Raw genomic sequence first — 21,354 nt, forward strand, 5'->3', positions numbered from 1 at the left:
CTGCGGAATCTTCCGCGACACCTACAGCGAGCGCGCGAATGCCGCCGGATCCAGCACGACCGGAACCTGTCGCAGCAACTTGCCATCGCCATCGAGCACCAGCAGCGTCGGGAAGCCTCGCACTCCGTACTTTTCCATGAACGCAGGGGCTTCCGCTGATTCGTAGTCGATGCGGCTCAGCACATAGCCGGCGTTGATTGCGGCCTTGACCGCCGGATCGGTGAACACGTCGGCATGCATCGCGCGGCAGGCCGGGCACCAGATCGCGGAGAAATCGGCCAGCACCGGCTTGCCGGTGGCGCGTGCCTCCGCGAGCGCCTGATCGAGCGACCGGAAGTTCAGCGCGGTGGCCGTCAGCGCCGCTTCGCCGCGCCAGGTCTGATATTCGACATTCGCGAAGTAGACGCCGAGGGGAATCAGCGCCAGCGCCACGTACTTCAGCCATTTCCGGTTCATTCTGCCTCGCGCATCCGATCGTTCGTCACCAGCATGACCGGACGCTACGTTAACCTGCACCGATGAAACAACTGACCTTAATTCGACACGCCAAGTCCAGCTGGGATTTTCCGATGCTGGGAGACTTCGAGCGCCCGCTGAACCCGCGCGGCCGGCGCGATGCGCCGGTGATGGCGCAGCGCTTCAGCCACACGCTGAAGCAGCCGCCGCGCCTCGTGGCCAGCCCAGCGCTCCGGGCGATCACCACCGCGCAGATCTTTGCCGAAACGCTCGGTCAGACCCTGCGCGACATCCGCGTGGAACCGCGCATCTACGAGGCCACGCCAGGCACGCTGCTGCATCTGGTCAACACGCTGGATGATCGCGATGGCCATGTCGCGATGTTCGGCCACAACCCGGGCTTCACCGAACTGGCGCAGCTGCTGGCGGTCGTGCCGTTCGCGGAGATGCCGACCTGCGCCGTGGTCACGCTCGCGTTCCAGGTGGATCGCTGGCAGGACATCGTGCCGGACGCCGGCGAGCTGGTGGATTTTCGCTATCCGAAGGACGGCACCGACTGACCGGGACCGGATGGCCGGCAGGCTGGCGAAAGATTCAGCATGAGTTCAGCCAGCCTGCGTAGATTGAGCCTCGCCACCGGTACCACCGCCCACCCTTCCACCTTGCAACGGTGCCGGCCCACGAGGAATTCTGATCATGAAGACCCAGCTCACTTCGATCCTGACGGCCATCGCCGTGTTCGGCGTTTCGGCCTCGGCGCAAGCCGGTCGCCATCACGACGACCGCTACGATGACGACGGCGTCGAGTACGCCGAGGTTCTCGACAGCCGTCCGATCTACCGCGAAGTTCGCGTCGTCGAACCGCGCGAAGTCTGCCGCGACGAACGCGTCGTGTATGACGACGGCTACCGCGGCGGCGGCAACGAGGGCGTTGGCGCGCTGCTGGGCGCGGTGGTCGGTGGCGTCGTCGGCAACCGCTTCGGTCAGGGCTCGGGTCGCGCCGTCGCCACCGCCGCCGGTGCCGTGGTCGGTGCCAGCGCCGGTGCCAGCATTGGCCGTAACAACGGCGGCGGCCGCCGCGAACCGAGCTACGGCTACGAGCAGCGCTGCCGCACGGTCGACGAAGCGCATTTCGAACAGCGCGTGGACGGCTACGACGTGCGCTATCGCTACCACGGTCGTATCTACGACACTCGCCTGTCGTACGATCCGGGCGACCGGCTGCCGGTCAACGTGAACGTGGCGCCGGCCTCGTACTGATCTCGACTTCTACCCTGAACCTGCCCTTCGGACCCTGACGATGCGCGCCGTGATTGCCTCCCTGCTCGTGGCCCTGTCGGTGATGGCGATCTGCCATCCCGTGCAGGCAGATCGGCGCGGCGGCCTGCGGCTCGACACGCCGTTTCTGGCGCCGGGCCGCGATGCGCCGGATCGCGATGTCGCTCCGCGCGGCATGACGCCGAACGAAGCGGCGCGGCGCGCGCAGGCTGAAAACGGCGGCGGTCGCGTCTTGTCGGTCGAGCCCAGCGGCAGCGGCTATCGCGTCAAGCTGCTGCGCGACGGCGAAGTTCGCGTCGTCTACGTGCAGTAAATTTCTCGCCGCGCGGTTTGCGGCACCACCGACACGGAGTCCCCCGATGCGTGCGCTCGTCGTTGAAGATGATCCCGCCCTGCGCGAGCAGGTCTGCCGCCACCTTGCCGACGAAGGCTACGCCGTCGACGCCGCAGCCGATGGCGAGCAGGGCCAGTACATGGCGGTCGAGTATCCGGTGGATCTCGCGATCATCGACCTCGGCCTGCCAAAGACGCCGGGCATCGCGATCATCAAGGCGGTGCGCAAGGCTGGACGCAGCTATCCGATCCTGATCCTGACTGCGCGTGACGGCTGGCAAAGCAAGGTCGAAGGCCTCGAGGCCGGCGCCGACGACTATCTGGTCAAGCCGTTCCACAAGGAAGAGTTGCTGGCCCGCGCCCGCGCGCTGGTCCGGCGCAGCGGCGGCTGGAGTTCGCCCCAGCTGGAATCCGGCCCGGTGATCCTGAACACCGCCGCCAAGACCGTGACCCTGCACGGTCTGCCGGTGGATCTCACGGCCTACGAATACCGCGTGCTCGAATACCTGGTGATGCACGCCGGCGAAGTGGTGTCGAAGTCGACGTTGACCGAGCATCTGTACAACGAGGACGAGGAGCGCGACTCCAACGTCATCGAAGTCTTCATTCGGCGCCTGCGGACCAAGCTCGATCCCGAAAGCAGCCTGAATCCGATCGCCACGCAGCGCGGCAGCGGCTACCGCTGGAACCTGCCGCGCGCCTGAACCGGCCGGCACGCCGTCATCGGCGACGGGCATCGGCCCGCCTCGATGACGGCACGGACTGGCGCGCCGAGCCCGCGCATCCGACACTCGCGCCATGAAATCGCTGCGAACCCGTCTGCTGATCGTCGCCACGTTCGTGCTGATGATCTTCATGCTGCTGTGCGGCGCCGGTCTCGATCAGGCGTTCCGCGGCAGCGCCGTGCAGGCGCAGCGCGACAAGCAGCAGGGCCTGATCTTCGCGTTGCTCGGCGCCGCCGACGCCGACGACCGCGACCAACTGACGATCAGCAAGGGCGCCCTGCCCGACCCGCGCTTCGGCCGCGTGCAGTCCGGACTCGAAGCGCTGATCTTCAATGCCAGCGGCAAGGTCATCTGGCGCAGCCCGAGCTTCGTCGGCAAGGTGCCGGAGCTGCTGGCGCCGGAGGTCGGCAGCACGCTGTTCACCGATCTCGGCGACCGCTTCGCGATGACCTATGGCGTGCGCTGGGTCGCCGATTCCGGCGGCATCCGCCTGTTCAGCGGCAAGCCCAAGCCGCAGCGCTACACCGTGGCCGTGCTCGAGGACAAGATCGACTACCTCGCGCAGCTGCAGACCTTCCGGCGCATCCTGTGGACCTGGCTCGGCGGCGCGGCGGTGGCGCTGATCCTGGTGCAGGTGCTGGTGCTGAGCTGGGGGCTGGCGCCGCTGCGCAAGCTGGTGCGCGAGCTGCACGGTGTCGAGGCGGCGCAGCAGTCGCGGATCGAGGCCGGCTATCCGGACGAACTGACGCCGCTGGCCGAAGGCCTGAACGCGATGATCGCGGCGGAACGCAACCAGCAGACGCGCTACCGCAACGCGCTCGACGACCTCGCCCACAGTCTCAAGACGCCGCTGGCCGTGCTGCGCGGGCTGGTCGAGGACGAAACGCTGCAGCCCGACGCCCGCGAGCGCATGCGCGACCCGGTCGACCGGATGCAGGAAATCACCAACCACCAGCTGCGCAAGGCCGCTGCCGCCGGACGCCGAACCTTGGCCGAGCCGGTCCGCCTGAAGCCGCTGGCCGACAAGATCAGCGGTGCTTTGATCAAGGTCTACGCCTCGAAGCGGCCGCGCATCGCGATCGAGGCGGCGGAAACCCTGAAGGTTCGCGCCGATGAAGGCGATCTTTACGAACTGCTCGGCAACCTGCTCGACAACGCCACGAAGTGGTGTCGCGGCGAAGTCCGCTTCCGCGCCGAATACCAGTCACGCAGCCTGCGGCTGATCATCGATGACGACGGCCCCGGCTTCCCGGAAGACGCCGAAAAACTGCTGAGCCGCGGCGTCCGTGCCGACAGCATCACGCCCGGCCAGGGCATCGGCCTTGGCGCCGTCGCCGAATTGGTGAAGGTCTACGACGGCACGATCGAACTCGGCCGCGCCGGCGATGCCCCGAACGGCGCGCCCGGGCTTGGCGGCGCGCGCGTCACGGTCACTCTCGCGGTCTGATCGGCAACGCCCGCGGTCGGCCGACGACTTCCGGCTACTTCCGGCGCTCGCGGCGCGGCCCGGCCAGCCCGGTGGTGATCGCCTCGAACGCTTCGTCGACGGTCTCGACCATCACCAGCGCATCGACGTCCTGCTGCGAGATCAGGCCGCGCTCGACCAGACGATCGAAGTTCACCAGCCCGTCCCAGAACTCCTTGCCGAACAGCACCACCGGCATCGGCCGGGCCTTGCCGGTCTGGGTCAGGGTCAGCGCCTCGAACAGTTCATCCAGCGTGCCGAAGCCGCCCGGAAACACGACGAACGCTTCCGCCACGTTCATGAACCAGAACTTGCGCATGAAGAAGTAATGGAATTCAAACGCGTGATCGTCCTTCACGAACGGATTCACATGCTGCTCGAACGGCAGCGAGATGTTGAACCCGACGTTGAGGTTGCGATCGACGCGCGCGCCGCCTTCATGCGCCGCTTCCATGATCCCCGGGCCGCCGCCGGTGCACAGGAAATAGCGCTCCTCCGGCGGATGGGTGTCGATGGTCCAGCGCGCGAAGCGCTCGGCCAGATCCGCCGCCAACGCGTAGTAGTCCGGCGCCGCCTTGGCGCCGACCGCCGGCTTCAGACGCCGGGTTCGAGCCGAGCCGAACATGATGATCGCGCGCTTGACGCCGTTGCGCTCAAGCCGAGACTTCGGCTCCAGGTACTCGCAGAGGATGCGCACCCCGCGCGCTTCCTCGCCCATCAGAAACTCCATGTTGGAGTACGACTTGGTCATCTTGGCCATGTGATCCTTCTTGTTCTTGGTTTTGTCGGTAGATCGGCAACGATAATCCAAAGCGCCGCTGCATCGGATCAATGCCGGTCAAGACCGCGCTGCGCGGCCGCGTCCATCTGCCGCGCAAGGATCGTTCCGCGCAGATGGGGTTCCGGACCGTGCTCGCGTGCTCAGCCGCGCCGGAACGAACTCAAAGCACCGCCGGCTTCGGCGCCTTGTGCTCGGGAAACAGGTTTTCCTCGAGCAGCGCACACAGGATGTGGATGATCAGGATGTGGCATTCCTGAATCCGGGGCGTGTGCGTCGACGGCACGCACAGCGCGTGTTCGGCGATGTCGCGCGCCTTGCCGCCGGCGCCGCACAGCGCGATGCGGGTGACACCGAGCTTCGCGGCGGACTCGAACGCGCGCAGCACGTTCTTCGAATTGCCCGAGGTGGTGATGCCGATGAACAGATCACCCGGCCGCGCCAGCGCCTCGATCTGCCGCGCGAACAGGTGTTCATAGCCGTAGTCGTTGCCGATCGCCGTCATCGCCGAGGTGTCGGTCGACAGCGAGATCGCCGGCAGGCCGGGGCGATCGAACTCGAACCGGGCGACCAGTTCCGCCGCCAGATGCTGGGCATCGGCCGCCGAGCCACCATTGCCGCCGACCAGCACCTTGCCGCCGGCGCGGAAGGTGTCGATGCACAGGCGGACCACGTCGACGATCTTGCCGAGCAGGGCCGCATCGGCCAGCAACTGCTGCTTCACATCGATCGAGTCGCGGACATAGTCGGCGACCGACGCCACCGTCACCGGCACGCGGTTCGGAAACGCCGGGTCGGCGGCAGAGGGGTCCAGCGTGGTGTTGATCACGGCAGTTCTCGATTCAGCAATGCGGAATTCTAAGGGGCAATCGCGCAGCAACCTTGCCCTGACCACGGATATGGGCGGTAGCAGCCGGCAGTTCAAGTGTGCGCCAACACGCTTGAAAGCCGGTGTGCTGTCCGCAACTAAGCTGCATCAGCCGGCACCGCCGTTCGGTACGGCAGCGATCACGAGGTTCCCCGATGCGAATGGAAAAATTCACCAGCCGGTTCCAGCAGGCGCTGTCGGATGCGCAGAGCCTGGCCGTGGGCCGCGATCACAATCAGATCGACCCAGCACACCTGATGCAGGCCCTGCTCGATCAGGATGGCGGCTCGACCACGCCGCTGCTGGCGCAGAGCGGCATCACCGTCGATGGCCTGCGCAGCCGCGTCAGCGCGCTGCTCGATGGCTTGCCGAAGCTCGGCACGCCGACCGGCGAGGTCAGCGTGGGTGCCGACCTGGCTCGTCTGCTGAACCTTTGCGACAAGCTGGCGCAGCAGCGCAAGGACCAGTTCATCTCGACCGAGCTGTTCGTGCTTGCCGCGATCGACGACAAGTCTGCGCTCGGCAAGGCACTGCGCGACTCCGGCGCGAAGAAGGACAGCATCGAGCGCACGATCGACGCGATGCGCGGTGGCGCCAAGGTCGATTCGGCGAATGCCGAGGATCAGCGCCAGGCGCTGGAGAAGTACACGATCGACCTCACCGCCCGCGCGCTGAGCGGCAAGCTCGATCCGGTGATCGGCCGTGACGAGGAGATCCGCCGCGTCATCCAGGTGCTGAGCCGGCGCACCAAGAACAATCCGGTGATCATCGGCGAGCCCGGCGTCGGCAAGACTGCGATCGTCGAAGGCCTCGCGCAGCGCATCGTCAACGGCGAAGTGCCGGAAGGGCTCAAGAACCGCCGGCTGCTGTCGCTCGATCTCGGTGCGCTGATCGCCGGTGCCAAGTTCCGCGGCGAGTTCGAGGAGCGCCTGAAGGCGCTGCTGAATGACCTCGGCAAGACCGATGGCACAGTGATCCTGTTCATCGACGAGATCCACACGCTCGTCGGCGCCGGCAAGGCCGAAGGCTCGATGGACGCCGGCAACATGCTGAAGCCCGCGCTGGCGCGCGGCGAGCTGCACTGCATCGGCGCGACCACGCTCGACGAGTACCGCAAGTACGTCGAGAAGGACGCCGCACTGGAGCGCCGCTTCCAGAAAGTGCTGGTCGGCGAACCGAGCGTCGAGGACACCGTCGGCATCCTTCGCGGCCTGAAGGACCGCTACGAAACCCACCACAACGTCGAGATCACCGACGGTGCCTTGATCGCCGCCGCCAAGCTCAGTCACCGCTACATCACCGACCGCAACCTGCCGGACAAGGCGATCGACCTCGTCGATGAGGCCGCCTCCCGCGTGCGCATCGAAAGCGATTCCAAGCCGGAGTCGATGGATCGGCTCGAACGCCGGCTGATCTCGCTCAAGATCCAGCGCGAAGCGCTGAAGAGCGAGACCGACGAAGGCGCGAAGCGTTCGCTGGAAACGCTCGATGCCGAGATTGCCAAGCTCGAACGCGAGTACTCGGATCTCGACGAGAAGTGGAAGGCCGAGAAAGCGAGCGTCGCCGGCAGTGCCGGCGTTCGCGAAGAGCTGGAACGGGTCAAGGTCGAGCTGGAGGCAGCGCGCCGCTCCGGCGATCTCGCGCGGATGGCGGAACTGCAGTACGGACGGATTCCGGAACTCGAGAAGAAGCTGGCCGCTGCCAACGCCTCGACGCAGACCAAGTTCGAGCTGCTGCGCACGCGCGTGACCGAGGAAGAGATCGCCGAGGTCGTCGGTCGCTGGACCGGCATTCCGGTGTCGAAGCTGCTCGAAGGCGAGCGCGACAAGCTGCTGCGGCTGGAAGACACCTTGCGCCAGCGCGTGGTCGGCCAGGAAGAGGCGCTGACGTCGGTCGCCAACGCGATTCGCCGCTCGCGCGCCGGCCTCTCCGATCCGAACCGGCCGATCGGCTCGTTCCTGTTCCTTGGCCCCACCGGTGTCGGCAAGACCGAGCTGTGCAAGTCGCTGGCCGGCTTCCTGTTCGACACCGAGGACGCGATGGTCCGCATCGACATGAGCGAGTTCATGGAGAAGCACTCGGTCAGCCGGCTGATCGGCGCGCCGCCGGGCTATGTCGGTTATGACGAGGGCGGTTATCTGACCGAGGCCGTGCGCCGTCGGCCGTATTCGCTGATCCTGCTGGACGAGGTCGAAAAGGCGCATGCCGATGTCTTCAACGTGCTGCTGCAGGTGCTCGACGATGGCCGTCTGACCGATGGTCAGGGCCGTACCGTCGACTTCCGCAACACCGTGGTCGTGATGACCTCGAACCTCGGCTCGCATCTGATCCAGGATCTGATGGGCAATGCCGCCACGAAGGACGATTACGCCGCGATCAAGGAAGGCGTGATGAACGTGGTCGGCCAGCATTTCCGGCCCGAGTTCATCAACCGCATCGACGAGGCCGTGGTGTTCAAGCCTCTGGCGGCGGCGCAGATCCGCGCGATTGCCGGCATCCAGACCGCGTACCTGCACAAGCGGCTGGCCGAGCGCTCGATCGGCATCCGTTTCAGCGATGCCGCGCTGGCGAAGCTGGCCGAAGCCGGCTACGACCCGGTGTACGGCGCCCGACCGCTGAAGCGTGCGATCCAGACCTTGATCGAAAACCCGCTGGCGAACCTGATCCTGACCGGCAAGTTCGCGGCCGGAGACAAGGTGAAGGTCGAGTCCAGCGAGGGCGGCCTCGTGTTCGAACGCGGCTGAGCCCGCGCGGCGTGATCCGCGGCCGATGACGAGAAAGCCCTTCGCATGAAGGGCTTTCTCGACTGGACCGGGGAACGCCGATCGATCAGATCGAGTAAGGACTCGGCGACGCGATCGCGAAGCCCTGCACGAAGTCGACCTTCGCGGCGCGCAGCCGTTCGAGCATCTCGTCATCACGGACTGCGCAGGCCACGACCTTGGCATCGACCAGCTTCGCGGCCGAGGTCAGCCAATCCAGATGGGCCCGATCGATCACATCGAAGTTCTGCCGGGTCACCAGCGACTCGTGCAGCTTGATGTAGGTCGCCGGCACATGGCGCAGCGCGGTCAGGCCGACGCCGCCGCGGTAGCGATCGATCGCGATCTGGCAGCCGAACTCGCCGACCATCGACACGAACGCAGCGGCGTGCTGCTGGTGCTGCACGATGAAGCTTTCCTCGATCTCGAAGCACAGCTGCGTGGTCGGCACGGCGCTGCGCACCAGCAGTTCGCGCATCTCCTGCAGGAAGCTGTCGCGCAGCAGCGACGAGCCGAAGATGTTGATCGACAGCCGTCCGCCGCTGTTCTTGATCTGCGTGGCGCGAGGGCTCGGCTTCAGCGCCTGATCGACCACCCAGCGGTCCACCAGCGGCGTCAGCCCGAGCTTTTCCAGCACGTCGATGTAGTGATCCGGCGGCAGCCAGACGCCGTCGTCATCCTCGATCCGCAGCAGCAGTTCCAGCCACGGCGGCGCACCGGCATTGGCCGCCGCCGGCACGATCGGCTGCGCCGCCAGTCGCAGCTTGTTGGTCAGCAGCTTGTTCTCGAGCCATTCGCCGAGCGACTGCTCGCGCGCCTGCTCCTCCATCGACTGCACCAGCGATTCGACGTGCACCCGGCCGCCGCCCAGTTCGCGTGCCCGCTTCAGCGCGTGCGTGGCCCGGTCGATGATGTCCTGGCACGACGTGTTGGCGAGGCCGATCGACACGACACCAATGCTGAGGCTGCTGCTGACGGTCAGGTTGTCGCGATAGAACGGGCGCGCGGCAACGTCAGCACACATCTGCTGGGCCAGCGCCCGGCAGGCGCTGTCCGGCTGCTCCGGAATCAGCGCGGCGAAATGCTTGGCCGACGGCCGATAGAACTCCGCACCCGGCGGCAGATGACTGCGGATCAGCGACGCGACCTGCCACAACCGCTCTTCGCCTGCCGCGTAGCCGAGCCGGTCGTAGACCGCTTCGAAATCGTCCGGCGCGATCAGCATCACGCCGTGGAAATTGCCGCTGCGGCGCGCTTCCTGGAGCAATTCCTCGATGCGTCGCTCGAAGCGCTGGGCGCCGGCGGCGCCGGTCAGCGGGTCCCCGGTCGAACCGCCTTCGAGTGCTTCGGGCCCGCCGACGGCCGCGCCGCCGTCGGTCAGGTGCAGCGCCACCAGCAGACGCGCGGCGCGGCTGCGGCGATCCCGGATCGGCAGGCACTCGACCCGAACCTTGATCGAGAAGCGGGCACGCCGTTCGAGCAGGGCCTCGAAGGCCGGAACCGGTGGCGCCTGTTCGTCGAGCGCCGCCAGCACGCGGGCGTTCAGCGGATGCTGCAGCGGTTCGTCCTGCGTCACGTCGAACAGGGCGAAGACGGTTCCGAACGGTCGGCCGACGGTTTCTGCCGGCATCAGATCGAGCAGCGCCGCAGCATTGCGCGTGGCCGCGATGATCTGCCCGTCGAGGCCGACCAGCACCAGACGGTCGTCGCTGGCCGCCAGCATGGCCTCGCTGCTGCGGCGCTGCAGTTCGGCGACTTCCTGCGCCTGCTGCAGGTCTTCGCGCAGCTGCGTCGTTTCCTCCAGCGCCCGCTGCGGCGTCAGCGATTCACCCTGCCGTGCCCGCAGCGCTGCGCGGTTCACCGCGACTTCCTGCTCCAGCACCTGCAGGCGATAAGCCTGATCCTCGGTGACCGCCTGTGCGGCTTCCAGCGGCAGTTGCAGGCGGCGGAACACCCAGATCGCCACGAGGCTGGTCATGGCCATCGTGATCGAGGCAATCAGCGCCATCATGCTGATGCCGACCTGCTCGCTGACCACGTAGTCGATCAGCAGCGCCCCGATCGCGCCGAAGAGCAAGGCGAGGACTGCAAAGCGCGTTCGTGATGGCGCTGCCACCGGGATCGACGGGTTCTGGACGGCCATGCTGCAGGTGTCAGTGGGTACGGCGGTTGTCCGGCGGATTGAGGTCGTCGTGTTCCTGCAGATCGAACTGCGCCAGATCCCAGGTGGCGGGTGCCTCGGCCACGACCGGCGGCGTCACCACCGGCTTGAACGCGCTGGCCGCAAGCAGCGTCTCGTCAGGCTCGACCTCGCGGGCTGGCGTCGGCGCGGCCGCTGCGACGAATTCCGCCGATGCCGCCTTCTTCGGGATCACCAGCGGCACATCGAAGCCTTCAGCGACGACCGCCTGCGGCAGTCGCTCGTGATCGCCGAACAGGCGTTCCGATTCCTGCGCCGCCGCGTGCGACAGCGCCTGCGACGGCGAATAGGTGGTGCCGATGGCCAGCGGCGTGCCGGCGACGACCTTCAGCATCAGGAACACCAGCAGACCGGACGCCATCACGGCAGTCAGCGTCAGGCCGCTGGACCAGGTGCCCAGATTGCCGGTCGCCGGTGACAGCGGTGGCGCAGCCGGTGGTGCGGCCACGACATTGCTCGCGGCAATCGCTGCTGCCGGCAGTTCGGCCGGGGCTTGCGCCAGCGCCGGCTCGGCGAGCCGGCGGGCATCGATTTCCAGCGCCAGCTGCAGCGACTGCGGCGACAGCGCCGTGGCCATCCGCAGGCCTTCGCCGGTCAGCACCACCGGTTCCGGCGACGACGATGCCGCCGGCGCGGCAGCGGCCACGGAATCGAGCTGCAGCGCGACGCTGCCGGTGGCGGTCAACTGCGCTGCCAGCAGCTCAGGTTTCGGGAACTTCAGCGCGGCGCCGGGAATCGGCTCGCCGGTGGTCGACTGGAACGCCTCGGGGTTCAGCCAGCGCAACAGGGCGCTGACCAGCGGCAGCGGAATATCGGCACCGTTGCGCACGCGCTTGCTCAGCATCTCCAGCGTGTCACCCGGCTCGACCGGCCCGAGTTGCTGCCACTGGCGATCGGGAGCCGATGCGGTCGACTTCGCCGCTTTCCGGACCGTGCTGGGCGCGGCACGCGCCGTCTCGGTCCTGACGGCTGGCTTGCTGGCCGGATTGCTCGCGGGATTGCTGGCGGGCGTGTCGGAGCGCGCAACCGTCGCCGCGTCAGTGGCGGGACTCGCCGTTGGCGCTGCCGGCCTCGGCGTCGAATCCGGTGGCAGCGCGGCCAGCGGATCGGCGGAGACCGTCGCTGCCGCCGTCTGGATCTCGGCCGTCGGCGACGGCAGGGCTTCCGGCACGCGCGCCGCGACGGCCACCGGTGCGGAAGGCGGATCGAACAGCAGCGTCAGGTCGCGCCGCACCTGCAGCGAGGCATCGCCGACATCGACGCGCAAGGTCAGCATCGGCTCATTGACCACCTGCGGCGAGGTCACGCGCAGGAATGGATGACCGTGCTCGTCGACCAGCCACTCGCGGCGCAGCGTCGCCGTGGTCGGCGCGCCCTCGCCGGCGCCGTCGCCGACGATCGAGACCTCGACATGGACGCGATCGGGATCGCTGCCATCGGCATCCAGCGGGATGTCGATCCGCAACGGCTGGAACAGGCTCGACAGATAACGCGGCTCGCCGACGCCGATCGCCGATACCGTCTGCGCGTACAGCGCCAGTGTGGCGGCCATGGCCACGACGACCAGCTTCAGCGGGCGAATCCATCCGTGGATCTCGCGACGAGCAGACCGTCTGCTCAACGAAAATCTCTGCATCGGAAACTCCCCCTGCCAATCGGCTCGAACGGACGCGAACCCAATACTTTCAGGAGCTTAAACCGCCTGAAGAAGCGTTCGGCAGTCACCATAATGAACTAGTTCGGGCGTTCCGCCGCGCCTTGAAGAAGGCGCGCAACATTAAACCGCATTCATCTTCGAGCACTCCGCCGGACCAGGCCACGACATGGTTCAGCCGTGGTGCCGCGATCAGGTCGTACAGCGAATGCACGGCGCCGGCCTTCGGATCGCGCGCACCGAACACGAGCCGGGCGATCCGGGCGTGGATGATGGCGCCGGCGCACATCGGGCACGGCTCGAGCGTGACGTACAGCGTGGTGCCGGTCAGCCGGTAATTGCCGAGCGCGACCGCGCCGGCCCGCATCGCGGCGATTTCGGCATGGGCGGTCGGATCATGCAGCGTGATCGGCCGGTTCCAGCCTTCCGCCAGCAGGCTGCCGTCGGCCGCGACCAGCACGGCGCCGACCGGCACCTCGCCCTCGCCCGCCGCGCGCTCGGCCAGCGCCAGCGCGTGGCGCATCCAGCGCGTGTCCGCCTCCGTGATGCCGGGCACGGTCGGCGCCGGCGACGCGCCCGCAGCCGCGTCGGCAGTCGATGTCGAGTGAGGGGTGTCAGCCGTCATGACGTCATTGTCGATGCTTGGGCGTGTGCCTGCATCCACTGGAACCTCCGTGCTCCCGCTCCTGCTATCGGCTTGCATCGGCCGAGCTTGAACGGGAGGACGGACTTCCGCGTGACGTCGCGCGATCGGACCGTCAGAGCGCGTCGTGAAAGAGGATGCCCAGCGTGTGCCGCTGGCCGCCGCGGATGCGGCTGACGCCATGCCGGAGGTTGACGCGATACGGCCCGCGGGTGCCGATCACGGGTCGCTCCCGCACGGCGAAGATCACGGCATCGCCCTGCGTCAGCGGCACGACTTCGGGACGCGACTGCATGCGCGGTCGCTGTTCGGTGAGGACGAACTCGCCGCCGCTGAAATCCTCGTTCGGCGCCGACAGCAGCACCGCCACCTGCAGCGGAAAGACATGCTCGCCATACAGGTCCTGATGCAGGCAGTTGTAGTCGCCGGCACCGTACTGCAGCAGCAGTGGCGTCGGCCGGGTCTGTCCGGCGGCGTGACAACGCGCGAGGAAGTCCGCATGCCGGTCCGGAAACCGCGGCGCCAGACCCATCGTCGCGTACCAGCGGTTCGCGATCGGCACCAGCGCCGGATACAGGGCGCTGCGCAGGCGCTGCACCGTCGGCGGCAGCGGATAGTCGAAGTAGCGGTACTCGCCGCGCCCGTAGCCGTGGCGCTGCATCACCACGCGGCTGCGGAAGCCGGACGGCTCCGCATACTGCGCGGCCAGCGCGTGACAGTCCGCCACGTTCAACAGACCGGAGATCACGGCGCAGCCGGCGGCATCGAGATCCTGCTCGACGCGCGGCCAGTCCACCGATGCCAGTACTGCCTCCGCGCGAGTCGCCGTCACGCCTCGGCCTCGCGTTCGAGCAGCGCACGCTTGCGCTCGACGCCCCAGCGATAGCCAGACAGCGCACCGTCCTGCCGCACGACGCGATGGCACGGAATCGCGACCGCCAGCGCGTTTGCGCCGCAGGCCTGCGCAACCGCGCGCATCGACGTCGGTGCGCCGATGCGCTCGGCGATGTCGCGATAGCTCGCGGTCTCGCCCGGCGGTATCTGCCGCAGCGCCTGCCAGACCCGCTGCTGGAATGCCGTGCCACGGACGTCCAGCGGCAGGTCGTGGCCCAGTCGCGGGGCTTCGATCAGGCCGACGACCTGCGCCACGCGCTGCTCGAACGCGGCATCTCCGCCGACCAGCCGGGCCCGCGGGAAGCGGTCCTGCAGGTCACGCGCCAACGCCTCCGGGTCGTCGCCGAGCAGGATCGCGCAGACGCCGACGTCGCTGGCGGCGACCAGAATCGCGCCGAGCGAGCACTGGCCGATGGCAAAGCGGATCGCGGTATCGGCGCCCCCGGCGCGGAAGCGCGACGGCGTCATGCCGAGCACGCCGTTCGACTCGGCGTAGAAGCGACCATTCGAGTTGTAGCCGGCGTCGTAGATCGCGTCGGTCACGCGGCCATCGCCGCGCGCCAGTTCGCCGCGCACCCGGCGGGCGCGGTGCGCGGCGGCATAGGCCTTCGGCGTCAGCCCGGTCACCGCCTTGAACACGCGATGGAGGTGGAAGCGGCTCACGCCGGCCTGAATGGCCAGCTGCTCCAGGGTCGGCTCGCGTTCGGCGCGCTCGATCTCGCGACACAGGCGCGCGATCAGCGCCGCCTGCTCGCCACTCTGGCCAACGTCATCCGGACGGCAGCGCTTGCAGGCCCGGAAGCCGGCCGCGCGGGCCTCGTCGATCGTCGCGTGGAAGGTCACGTTTTCCGGCCGTGCCGGCCGCGCCGCACACGAGGGCCGGCAATAGACCCCGGTGGTCCGCACGGCGTAGACGAAGCTGCCATCGGCAGCGGCATCGCGCGCCTGCACCCGGGGCCAGCGGGCATCCGCCATCGTGGCCGCCGCGCGGGCGTCGCGGCCGCTCGCGGCCTGAGATTTGTGGACTGCGTTCATCGTCGTTCTCCGCACTCATCTTGAGCGATGGCGGCACTTTAGGCAGCCAGCCTGGACGCGACACTCCGTCGCTTGCGGTCGAATTCGCGGGCACCGGGCGCACGGAGGACAATGATCTTGACGCGCGCCGGTCCGCCTCGCGTAGCCTTCGCCGATGCAAGACTCCCTGTTCGGCGATCCTGAACCCATCCGACCGGCGCCGGCGAAGCCCGGTCGCGCCGGCGCTGGAGCGAAGGTGCTGCCGGCGGTGGTCGATTCCGCGCTGCGGCAGCTGGCGGCCGGCCTGCCGAAATCGCTGCGGCTCGGCACCTCGTCCTGGCACTTTCCGGGCTGGAACGGGCTGGTCTGGAATGGCGACTACCCGGAGGCCACGCTGTCGAAGCACGGCCTGCCGGCCTACGCGCAGCACCCGCTGCTGCGTACGGTCAGCGTCGATCGTGGCTTCTACCGGCCGATGACCGTCGCGCAGCACGCGGCCTACGCGGCGCAGGTGCCGGACGATTTCCGATTCGTGGTGAAGGCGCCGAGTCTGGTCACCGACGCGATGATCCGCAACGAGGATGGCCGCGGGCTGATGGTCAATCACAGCTTTCTCGACCCGGAACGGGCGTTCCTCGAGTTCGTCGAGCCGGCGCTGCTCGGGCTGGGCCCCAAGATCGGCGCGCTGGTGTTCCAGCTGAGCCCGTTGCCGACCGCCTGGCTGACCCGGATGCCGCAGCTGCTGGGCCAGCTGGACCGGATGCTCGCGGCGCTGCCGCCGCTATCGCCCGTCGCGCCGGATGGCGTCTACGCGATCGAGTTTCGCGATCCGGAATTCCTGCAGGCATCGGTGGCCGACGACTTCATTCGCGTGCTGAAGCGCCACCGCGCGACGGTCTGTCTCGGCCTGCACGCGAAGCTGCCGCCGATCGCGGGCCAGCTGCCGCTGCTGCGTGCACTGTGGCCGGGGCCGCTGGTCTGTCGCTGGAACCTGAATGCCGTGCATGGCGCATTCGGGTACGCCGATGCCAAGCAGCAATACGCGCCGTTCGACCGGATCATCGATCCCGACCCGGACACGCGGAACACGCTGGCGCGGGTCATTGCCGGCACCACGAAAGGCGGCCAGAACGCGTTCATCACGCTGAACAACAAGGCCGAGGGATCGGCACCGCGCTCGATTCTGGCACTGGCCGAAGCGGTGCGTGCGCTGTGGGGCGATGCGCCGGCCTGAGTGACGACCGGCGGGCGTCAGGCCAGCCGGGTCAGGCTGGTCGCCGCCTGTGCGTTGTCTTCGGCGGCGCGCATCACTTTCGACTGCAGCTCGAACTGCCGCGCCAGCTGGATCATGTTGACCATGGCGCCGGCGAGATTGACGTTCGAGCTTTCGAGCACGCCGCTGGTCAGCACGTTGCCGGCTGCCGGGTTCAGCGTGACGCCGGGCTTGGCCCGCATCAGGCCATCGACCCCGCGGTCGAGACTGCTCTGGTTGCCGGTCACCACCTTCAAGCGGCCGGCCGTGATCTGGGTTGCGGCACTCTGGCCGAGCGGCACCGTCGACAGGGTGCCGTCGTTGCCGATGCTGACCGAGGTCGATGGCGGCAGCACGATCGGGCCGCCATCACCGAGCACGGCCAGGCCATTGGCGGTGCGCAGTTGGCCATTCGCGTCGATCCGCAGATCACCGGCGCGGGTGTAGGCCTCGCTGCCATCCGGCGCCTGCACCGCCAGCCAGTTGTCTTCCTTCAGCGCGATGTCGGTCTCGTTGCCGGTCTGCATGATCGCGCCCTGCGCGTCGTCCCAGCCGTTGTCGCCGAGCCGGGAATTGACCCGCGACTGGAAGCCCGGCCCGTCGACATTGACGGCCGCCGCCGCTGCCAACTCAGCGCGAAAGCCGACGGTGCCGGCATTGGCCAGGTTGTGGCTGTTCGCGGTCTGGGCACGCAGGGTGGCGATGGCGCCGGACATGCCGACGTAGAGGGCTCGATCCATGGCGTTTCAGGTTCCGGTGGCGGGCGTGGGGCGCGGCAGGCAGACGCGATCAGCGGATGTTGATGATCGTCTGCGTGATCTGGTCGCTGGTCGAAATCACCTGCGCGTTGGCCTGGAAGCTGCGCTGCGCGACGATCATGTTGACCAGCTGCTTGGTGATGTCGACGTTCGAACCCTCGAGCGCGCCGCTCTGGATCAGCCCGAAGTTCGAGGCATTCGCTTCGCCGCGGATCACCGGACCGGACGCGAAGGTTTCGCCCCACGAGGTGTCTCCGAGCTGCTGCAGACCCTGCGGATTGGCGAAGTTCGCCATTGCGATCTGGCCCAGCGGCGTTGCCTGGCCGTTGGTGAATCGCGCCTGCACGATGCCTTCCTGCGTGACCTCGATGCCGCTGAGGCGGCCGGTGGCGTAGCCATCCTGCGACAAGCTGTTGACCGAGAACGTGTCGCCGTACTGCGTGCTCTTGGTCAGGTCGACGGTCAAGGTGACCGGGTTCGAGCCATTGGTCGTGTTGTAGGCCGGCAGCACCAGCTGGCCGTTGGTCGGCGTGGCCAGCGAGCCATCGGCGTTGAAGGTGATCGGCTGGCCCGGACCGACCGGATTGCCGTCGATCTGCGTGTGCACAGTCCAGTTGTTCGCCGTGGCGTCCTTGACGAAGTACAGGTTCGCCGGGTGCGCGGTGCCGAGCGAGTCGTAGACGGTGACCGAGGTCGTGTTGTTGTAGGTCGTCGGATCGGCCGCGCTGAACGGGGTCGTGGCCGGCACGCTGGCGGTCGACGGCAGATTGAGGCCGGTCTTCAGCAGCGTGGTCGGGCTTGGCGGGTTGTCCGAGGTCGACAGCTGCACGTCCGACAGCGTCGCCAGATTGAAGGCGCCGGTGCCGGCAATCGGCGGATAGGCCTGCAGCCGCGCGCCGGACGGATTGACGATGTAGCCATCGCGGTCGGTGCCGAACTGGCCGGCGCGGGTGTAGCTGGTGGCACCGTTCTTCGACAGCGTGAAATAGCCGGTGCCGCTGACCGCGAGATCGAGCGAGTTGTTGGTGACGCTGATCGCGCCCTGCGAGAACTGCTGCGCGATCTTGGCCACGCGCACGCCGCCGCCGACGGCGGTTTCGGTCGTGCCATACGGATTCGACAGGAAGAAATCGGCGAACTGCGCACGGGATTCCTTGAAGCCGGTGGTGTTGGCGTTGGCGATGTTGTTCGCGGTGACGCCGAGATCGGCCGAGGCCGCATTCAGCCCGGTCAATGCGATGTTGAAGGACATGTCAATTCACTCCGGACAGCGTGGACTGCGGGCGCTGGCCATGGCGCTGCGGCGCGACCAGCGATTCGACGAACTGCGACAGCACGGTGGAACGGCGGCGATGCCCGGCCTGCGGAAAATCGAACAGACCCGGGATGCGATGCGAGGCGGCGCGCGCTTCCGGTCCGGAAGCGGTGCCGAGCGAGCGATGGGAAGTGGCGTTCATGGCAAGTCTCGAAGGATCGGAGGCGTTGGCGGCAGCGGGTGGAATCGGAATTCGGCAGTCGGATGCTGGCGATGCGGTGCTGGCGATGGGGATCAGATGATCTGGCGAACCTTGTCGAACGCGATCGGGCCCAAGCCTGCAAGGTTCAGGCTCAAGCCATTGGCGCCGAGCGACACGCTCTGCACGACGCCGGCAGCGAGCGTGCTCGCGGCCTGCGCGTTGCTGCCCTGCGTCAGCGACGCGCGAATGCCGTAGTTGCCGGACGGCAGCGTCTCGCCGCTGGTGTTCTTGCCGTCCCAGTTGAAGTAGCTGGTGCCGGCGGGCTGGGTGCCGTAATCGAGCCGGCGCACGACCTGTCCGCTGCCGTCGACGATCTCGACCACGAGCTGTCCGCTGGCCGGTATATCGACACCGCCGCTGAGCCCGTTCTGGCCATCGAGGAAACCGGTCGACGACGGATACAGCACGCCGTGGCCGACCAGACCCGCGGCCTGCAGCGACTGGCTGGACGTCAGCGAGGTCGACAGCGACGTGAACGATTTCTGCAGATCCTGAATGCCGGAAACGGTCGAGAACTGCGCGATCTGGCCGAGGAACTCGTTCGATTCCAGCGGCTTCAGCGGGTCCTGGTTCTGCAACTGCGTCGTCATCAGCTTCAGGAAATCGGCCTGCCCGAGCGAATCGGCCTTCTTGGCCGTCGTTTTCTGGGTCAGGCCGAGGTCGGCGTAGGGGTTGCTGGCGACGGCAGTGGTCATGGCGGGCTCGATGAAGGCAGGGACTGGCGGGCGACCGGCGCTCAGCGACCGAGCGTCAAGGTGCGGCTGGCCAGTTCCTTGGCCGTGTTCATCACTTCCACGCTCGACTGATACGAGCGGGAGGCGGAAATCATGTTGACCATCTCTTCGACCACGTTGACGTTCGGCGCGTAGACGTAGCCATCGGCATCGGCCAGCGGATGACCCGGCTCGTAGCGCTTGTCCGCCGGGGCCTCGCTTTCGACCACGCCCAGCACCTGCACGCCGGCGGCGTCGGGGCTGCCGGCATCGGCACTGGCCTTGAACATCGGCAGGCGCGCCTTGTAGGCACCGTCGGCCGTGCCGGAAACGGCATCGGCATTGGCGAGGTTCGAAGCCACGGTATTGAGTCGCAGCGACTGCGCGCTGAGCGCGGAGCCGGCGATGTCGAAGATGCGGAAGCTGGACATGGCGAGGCGCTCCGGGAGTTGCTGGATGGGCTGCTTACTGGCCGGTGATCGCGGTCATCAGGCCGCGCACGCGGCCATCGGCGAAGCTCAGCGATGCCTGGTAATGCAGTGCGGCATCGGCGAACTTGCCCTGTTCGACCTGCACGTCGACGGTATTGCCATCGACGCTCGGCTGCATCGGCACGCGATAGGCCAGCGTGTTGCCATCGCTGGACGACGTGAACGACAGCGGAATGTGGCGGGCATCGGTGGTCAGCGTGCGCAGGTTCGCCAACTGACCCGGGTTGGCCGTGGCATCGCCCTTGGCCGCGGCCGACAACACGCTGGCGAAGTCGACATCTCGGGCCTGAAAGCCCGGCGTGTCGGCATTGGCGATGTTCGAGGACAGCACCTCCATGCGCCGACGCTGCACCGCAAGTGCTTCGGCATGGATGCCGAAAACCGCATCGAGACTGGCCATTGCATCCTCCCGCAAGTACGTTCGAGGGAGTCTTTACAAGGCCTGTGCCAGTGACGATTCGCGACGGAAAAGCGGCGCCTTGCTGGTGGTGCCCGCGAAGCGGCAGGCAGGGGACGGCACGGCGGGGTGCGTCAATCCGGGCGGCTGCGACGCGCTTTCCGCGCCTCACGCCTGCGCCTGACGCGTCACGAACGCGCGCCTACGCCGTCTGCAATGCCACTTCCTTCAGCCGATCAAGCACGCCGGTGGCCAGTTCATCGGCACTGAACTTGGCGATGAAGCGATCGGCGCCCACGCGTTCGACCATCGCGTTGTTGAACACGCCGGACAGGCTCGTGTGCAGCATCACGTAGAGATCGCGCATGCGTTCGTCGCGTCGTATTTCCGTCGTCAAACGGTAGCCGTCCATGTCCGGCATTTCGACATCGCTGATCATCATCAGCAGCGAATCGTTGATCGGTTCGTCCTTCGCCGCCAGCGCCTGCAGGTAGCGCAGCGCTTCGCGGCCGTCGTTGACCAGCACGCATTCGATGCCGAGCTGGTTCAGGGTTTTCTCGACCTGGTTGCGGGCCACGCGCGAGTCGTCGACCACCAGCACCTTGCGCCGCGAACGGCCCATGCTGGCCGCCTGGTCGCGAATCGAATCGGACAGTGCCGCCTGCACGCCGACGACATCGCTCAGCACCTTCTCGACGTCGATGATCTCGACCAGCTCGTTGTTGTAGTGCGTGATCGCGGTCAGATAGCCGCCTTCGCCGGCACCATCCGGCGGCGGCCGCACATGCTCGACATTGATGTGGATGATCCGCTCGACCGCGCGCACCAGAAAGCCCTGCACCGAGCGGTTGTACTCGGTGACGATGACGTGCGCCGCGCGGTCATCGCTGGGCTGGCCGATCGCGCGGCTCAGGTCGATCACCGGAATCATCCGGCCGCGGATGTCGGCCACCCCGCTGACCAGCGGATGCGACGACGGCAGCCACGACAGTGAAGGCCGCGGAATCACTTCCTGCACCTTGAAGACATTGATGCCAAATATTTGGCGCTCATCGAGCCGGAACAGCAGGAGCGCAAGCCGGTTGTGGCCGGCAAGCTGGGTGCTGCGGTCGATGCTTTCGAGCAAGCCGGTGGCCATGTCGGGTTTCCGTGATCC

General features: G+C 67.4%; 22 protein-coding genes. 7 read left to right on the forward strand and 15 right to left on the reverse strand.

The window, feature by feature from the left end:
* Positions 1-21: 21 nt before the first annotated feature.
* Positions 22-456 carry a thioredoxin family protein gene (locus QZ951_RS08505; RefSeq protein WP_293000112.1) on the reverse strand — a complete coding sequence of 145 codons (435 nt, stop codon included), beginning with the start codon at positions 454-456 and terminating at the stop codon, positions 22-24.
* Between the two features lie 62 nt (positions 457-518).
* Between QZ951_RS08505 and QZ951_RS08510 the strand changes: the two genes are divergently transcribed.
* The 5 genes from QZ951_RS08510 to QZ951_RS08530 all read left to right on the forward strand — a co-directional run bounded on the left by QZ951_RS08510 (position 519) and on the right by QZ951_RS08530 (position 4,239).
* On the forward strand, positions 519-1,016 hold the full coding sequence (locus QZ951_RS08510) for a histidine phosphatase family protein (protein WP_293000113.1): 498 nt from the start codon (positions 519-521) through the stop codon (positions 1,014-1,016).
* A 136-nt stretch (positions 1,017-1,152) separates the two neighbouring features.
* Positions 1,153-1,716: a glycine zipper 2TM domain-containing protein gene (locus tag QZ951_RS08515; RefSeq protein ID WP_293000114.1), complete on the forward strand. Its 564-nt coding sequence runs from the start codon at positions 1,153-1,155 to the stop codon at positions 1,714-1,716.
* A gap of 40 nt (positions 1,717-1,756) precedes the next feature.
* Entirely contained in the window at positions 1,757-2,047 is a 291-nt protein-coding gene (locus tag QZ951_RS08520; protein ID WP_293000115.1) for a hypothetical protein, read from the forward strand.
* A gap of 46 nt (positions 2,048-2,093) precedes the next feature.
* A complete protein-coding gene (locus tag QZ951_RS08525) occupies positions 2,094-2,771 on the forward strand; it encodes a response regulator transcription factor (RefSeq protein ID WP_293000116.1) in 678 nt (225 codons plus the stop codon).
* Positions 2,772-2,865: 94 nt separating this feature from the next.
* The gene (locus tag QZ951_RS08530) at positions 2,866-4,239 is read left to right on the forward strand and encodes an ATP-binding protein (protein ID WP_293000117.1); all 1,374 of its coding nucleotides are present in this window, start codon (positions 2,866-2,868) and stop codon (positions 4,237-4,239) included.
* A gap of 34 nt (positions 4,240-4,273) precedes the next feature.
* Here the strand turns inward: QZ951_RS08530 and QZ951_RS08535 are convergent, their stop codons facing one another.
* A complete protein-coding gene (locus tag QZ951_RS08535; RefSeq protein WP_293000118.1) occupies positions 4,274-5,017 on the reverse strand; it encodes a TIGR00730 family Rossman fold protein in 744 nt (247 codons plus the stop codon).
* Between the two features lie 181 nt (positions 5,018-5,198).
* Complete coding sequence (locus QZ951_RS08540) at positions 5,199-5,864, reverse strand: D-sedoheptulose 7-phosphate isomerase (protein WP_293000119.1); 666 nt, start codon at positions 5,862-5,864, stop codon at positions 5,199-5,201.
* Positions 5,865-6,064: 200 nt separating this feature from the next.
* On the opposite strand from QZ951_RS08540, the gene clpB reads away from it, so the two are divergent.
* Complete coding sequence (gene clpB / locus QZ951_RS08545; RefSeq protein ID WP_366943848.1) at positions 6,065-8,647, forward strand: ATP-dependent chaperone ClpB; 2,583 nt, start codon at positions 6,065-6,067, stop codon at positions 8,645-8,647.
* 85 nt (positions 8,648-8,732) lie between these two features.
* Here clpB and QZ951_RS08550 read toward each other — a convergent pair whose 3' ends face one another.
* The 5 genes from QZ951_RS08550 to ada form a co-directional block, all read right to left on the reverse strand.
* The gene (locus tag QZ951_RS08550) at positions 8,733-10,808 is read right to left on the reverse strand and encodes an EAL domain-containing protein (protein ID WP_293000121.1); all 2,076 of its coding nucleotides are present in this window, start codon (positions 10,806-10,808) and stop codon (positions 8,733-8,735) included.
* A 10-nt stretch (positions 10,809-10,818) separates the two neighbouring features.
* Positions 10,819-12,486, reverse strand: a complete 1,668-nt coding sequence (locus tag QZ951_RS08555) for a hypothetical protein (protein ID WP_293000122.1) — start codon at positions 12,484-12,486, stop codon at positions 10,819-10,821.
* 100 nt (positions 12,487-12,586) lie between these two features.
* A complete protein-coding gene (gene tadA, locus QZ951_RS08560; protein ID WP_366943849.1) occupies positions 12,587-13,144 on the reverse strand; it encodes a tRNA adenosine(34) deaminase TadA in 558 nt (185 codons plus the stop codon).
* 133 nt (positions 13,145-13,277) lie between these two features.
* On the reverse strand, positions 13,278-13,994 hold the full coding sequence (locus QZ951_RS08565; protein WP_366943840.1) for a 2OG-Fe(II) oxygenase: 717 nt from the start codon (positions 13,992-13,994) through the stop codon (positions 13,278-13,280).
* Entirely contained in the window at positions 13,991-15,091 is a 1,101-nt protein-coding gene (ada, locus tag QZ951_RS08570) for a bifunctional DNA-binding transcriptional regulator/O6-methylguanine-DNA methyltransferase Ada (protein WP_293000125.1), read from the reverse strand. Before ada ends, QZ951_RS08565 begins: the two co-directional genes overlap by 4 nt.
* 154 nt (positions 15,092-15,245) lie before the next feature.
* Here ada and QZ951_RS08575 point away from each other — a divergent pair, with 154 nt between their 5' ends.
* Positions 15,246-16,304, forward strand: coding sequence for a DUF72 domain-containing protein (locus tag QZ951_RS08575; RefSeq protein ID WP_293000126.1), 1,059 nt, complete (start codon positions 15,246-15,248; stop codon positions 16,302-16,304).
* A gap of 17 nt (positions 16,305-16,321) precedes the next feature.
* On the opposite strand, the gene QZ951_RS08580 is transcribed toward QZ951_RS08575, so the two are convergent.
* The 7 genes from QZ951_RS08580 to QZ951_RS08610 form a co-directional block, all read right to left on the reverse strand.
* The gene (locus QZ951_RS08580; protein ID WP_293000127.1) at positions 16,322-17,062 is read right to left on the reverse strand and encodes a flagellar basal body rod protein FlgF; all 741 of its coding nucleotides are present in this window, start codon (positions 17,060-17,062) and stop codon (positions 16,322-16,324) included.
* 49 nt (positions 17,063-17,111) lie between these two features.
* Positions 17,112-18,332 (reverse strand): flagellar hook protein FlgE, encoded by a 1,221-nt coding sequence (flgE, locus tag QZ951_RS08585; RefSeq protein ID WP_293000128.1) that lies wholly within the window; start codon positions 18,330-18,332, stop codon positions 17,112-17,114.
* Position 18,333: 1 nt separating this feature from the next.
* Positions 18,334-18,537: a hypothetical protein gene (locus QZ951_RS08590; RefSeq protein WP_293000129.1), complete on the reverse strand. Its 204-nt coding sequence runs from the start codon at positions 18,535-18,537 to the stop codon at positions 18,334-18,336.
* A gap of 92 nt (positions 18,538-18,629) precedes the next feature.
* Positions 18,630-19,292 (reverse strand): flagellar hook assembly protein FlgD, encoded by a 663-nt coding sequence (locus tag QZ951_RS08595; RefSeq protein WP_293000130.1) that lies wholly within the window; start codon positions 19,290-19,292, stop codon positions 18,630-18,632.
* Positions 19,293-19,333: 41 nt separating this feature from the next.
* Positions 19,334-19,741 (reverse strand): flagellar basal body rod protein FlgC, encoded by a 408-nt coding sequence (gene flgC, locus QZ951_RS08600; RefSeq protein WP_293000131.1) that lies wholly within the window; start codon positions 19,739-19,741, stop codon positions 19,334-19,336.
* A gap of 34 nt (positions 19,742-19,775) precedes the next feature.
* Complete coding sequence (gene flgB / locus QZ951_RS08605) at positions 19,776-20,201, reverse strand: flagellar basal body rod protein FlgB (RefSeq protein ID WP_293000132.1); 426 nt, start codon at positions 20,199-20,201, stop codon at positions 19,776-19,778.
* Positions 20,202-20,400: 199 nt separating this feature from the next.
* The gene (locus QZ951_RS08610) at positions 20,401-21,336 is read right to left on the reverse strand and encodes a chemotaxis protein CheV (protein WP_293000133.1); all 936 of its coding nucleotides are present in this window, start codon (positions 21,334-21,336) and stop codon (positions 20,401-20,403) included.
* Positions 21,337-21,354: the final 18 nt, after the last annotated feature.

Origin of the sequence: Nevskia sp. (assembly GCF_021732705.1) — a bacterium.
Taxonomy (GTDB): domain Bacteria; phylum Pseudomonadota; class Gammaproteobacteria; order Nevskiales; family Nevskiaceae; genus Nevskia.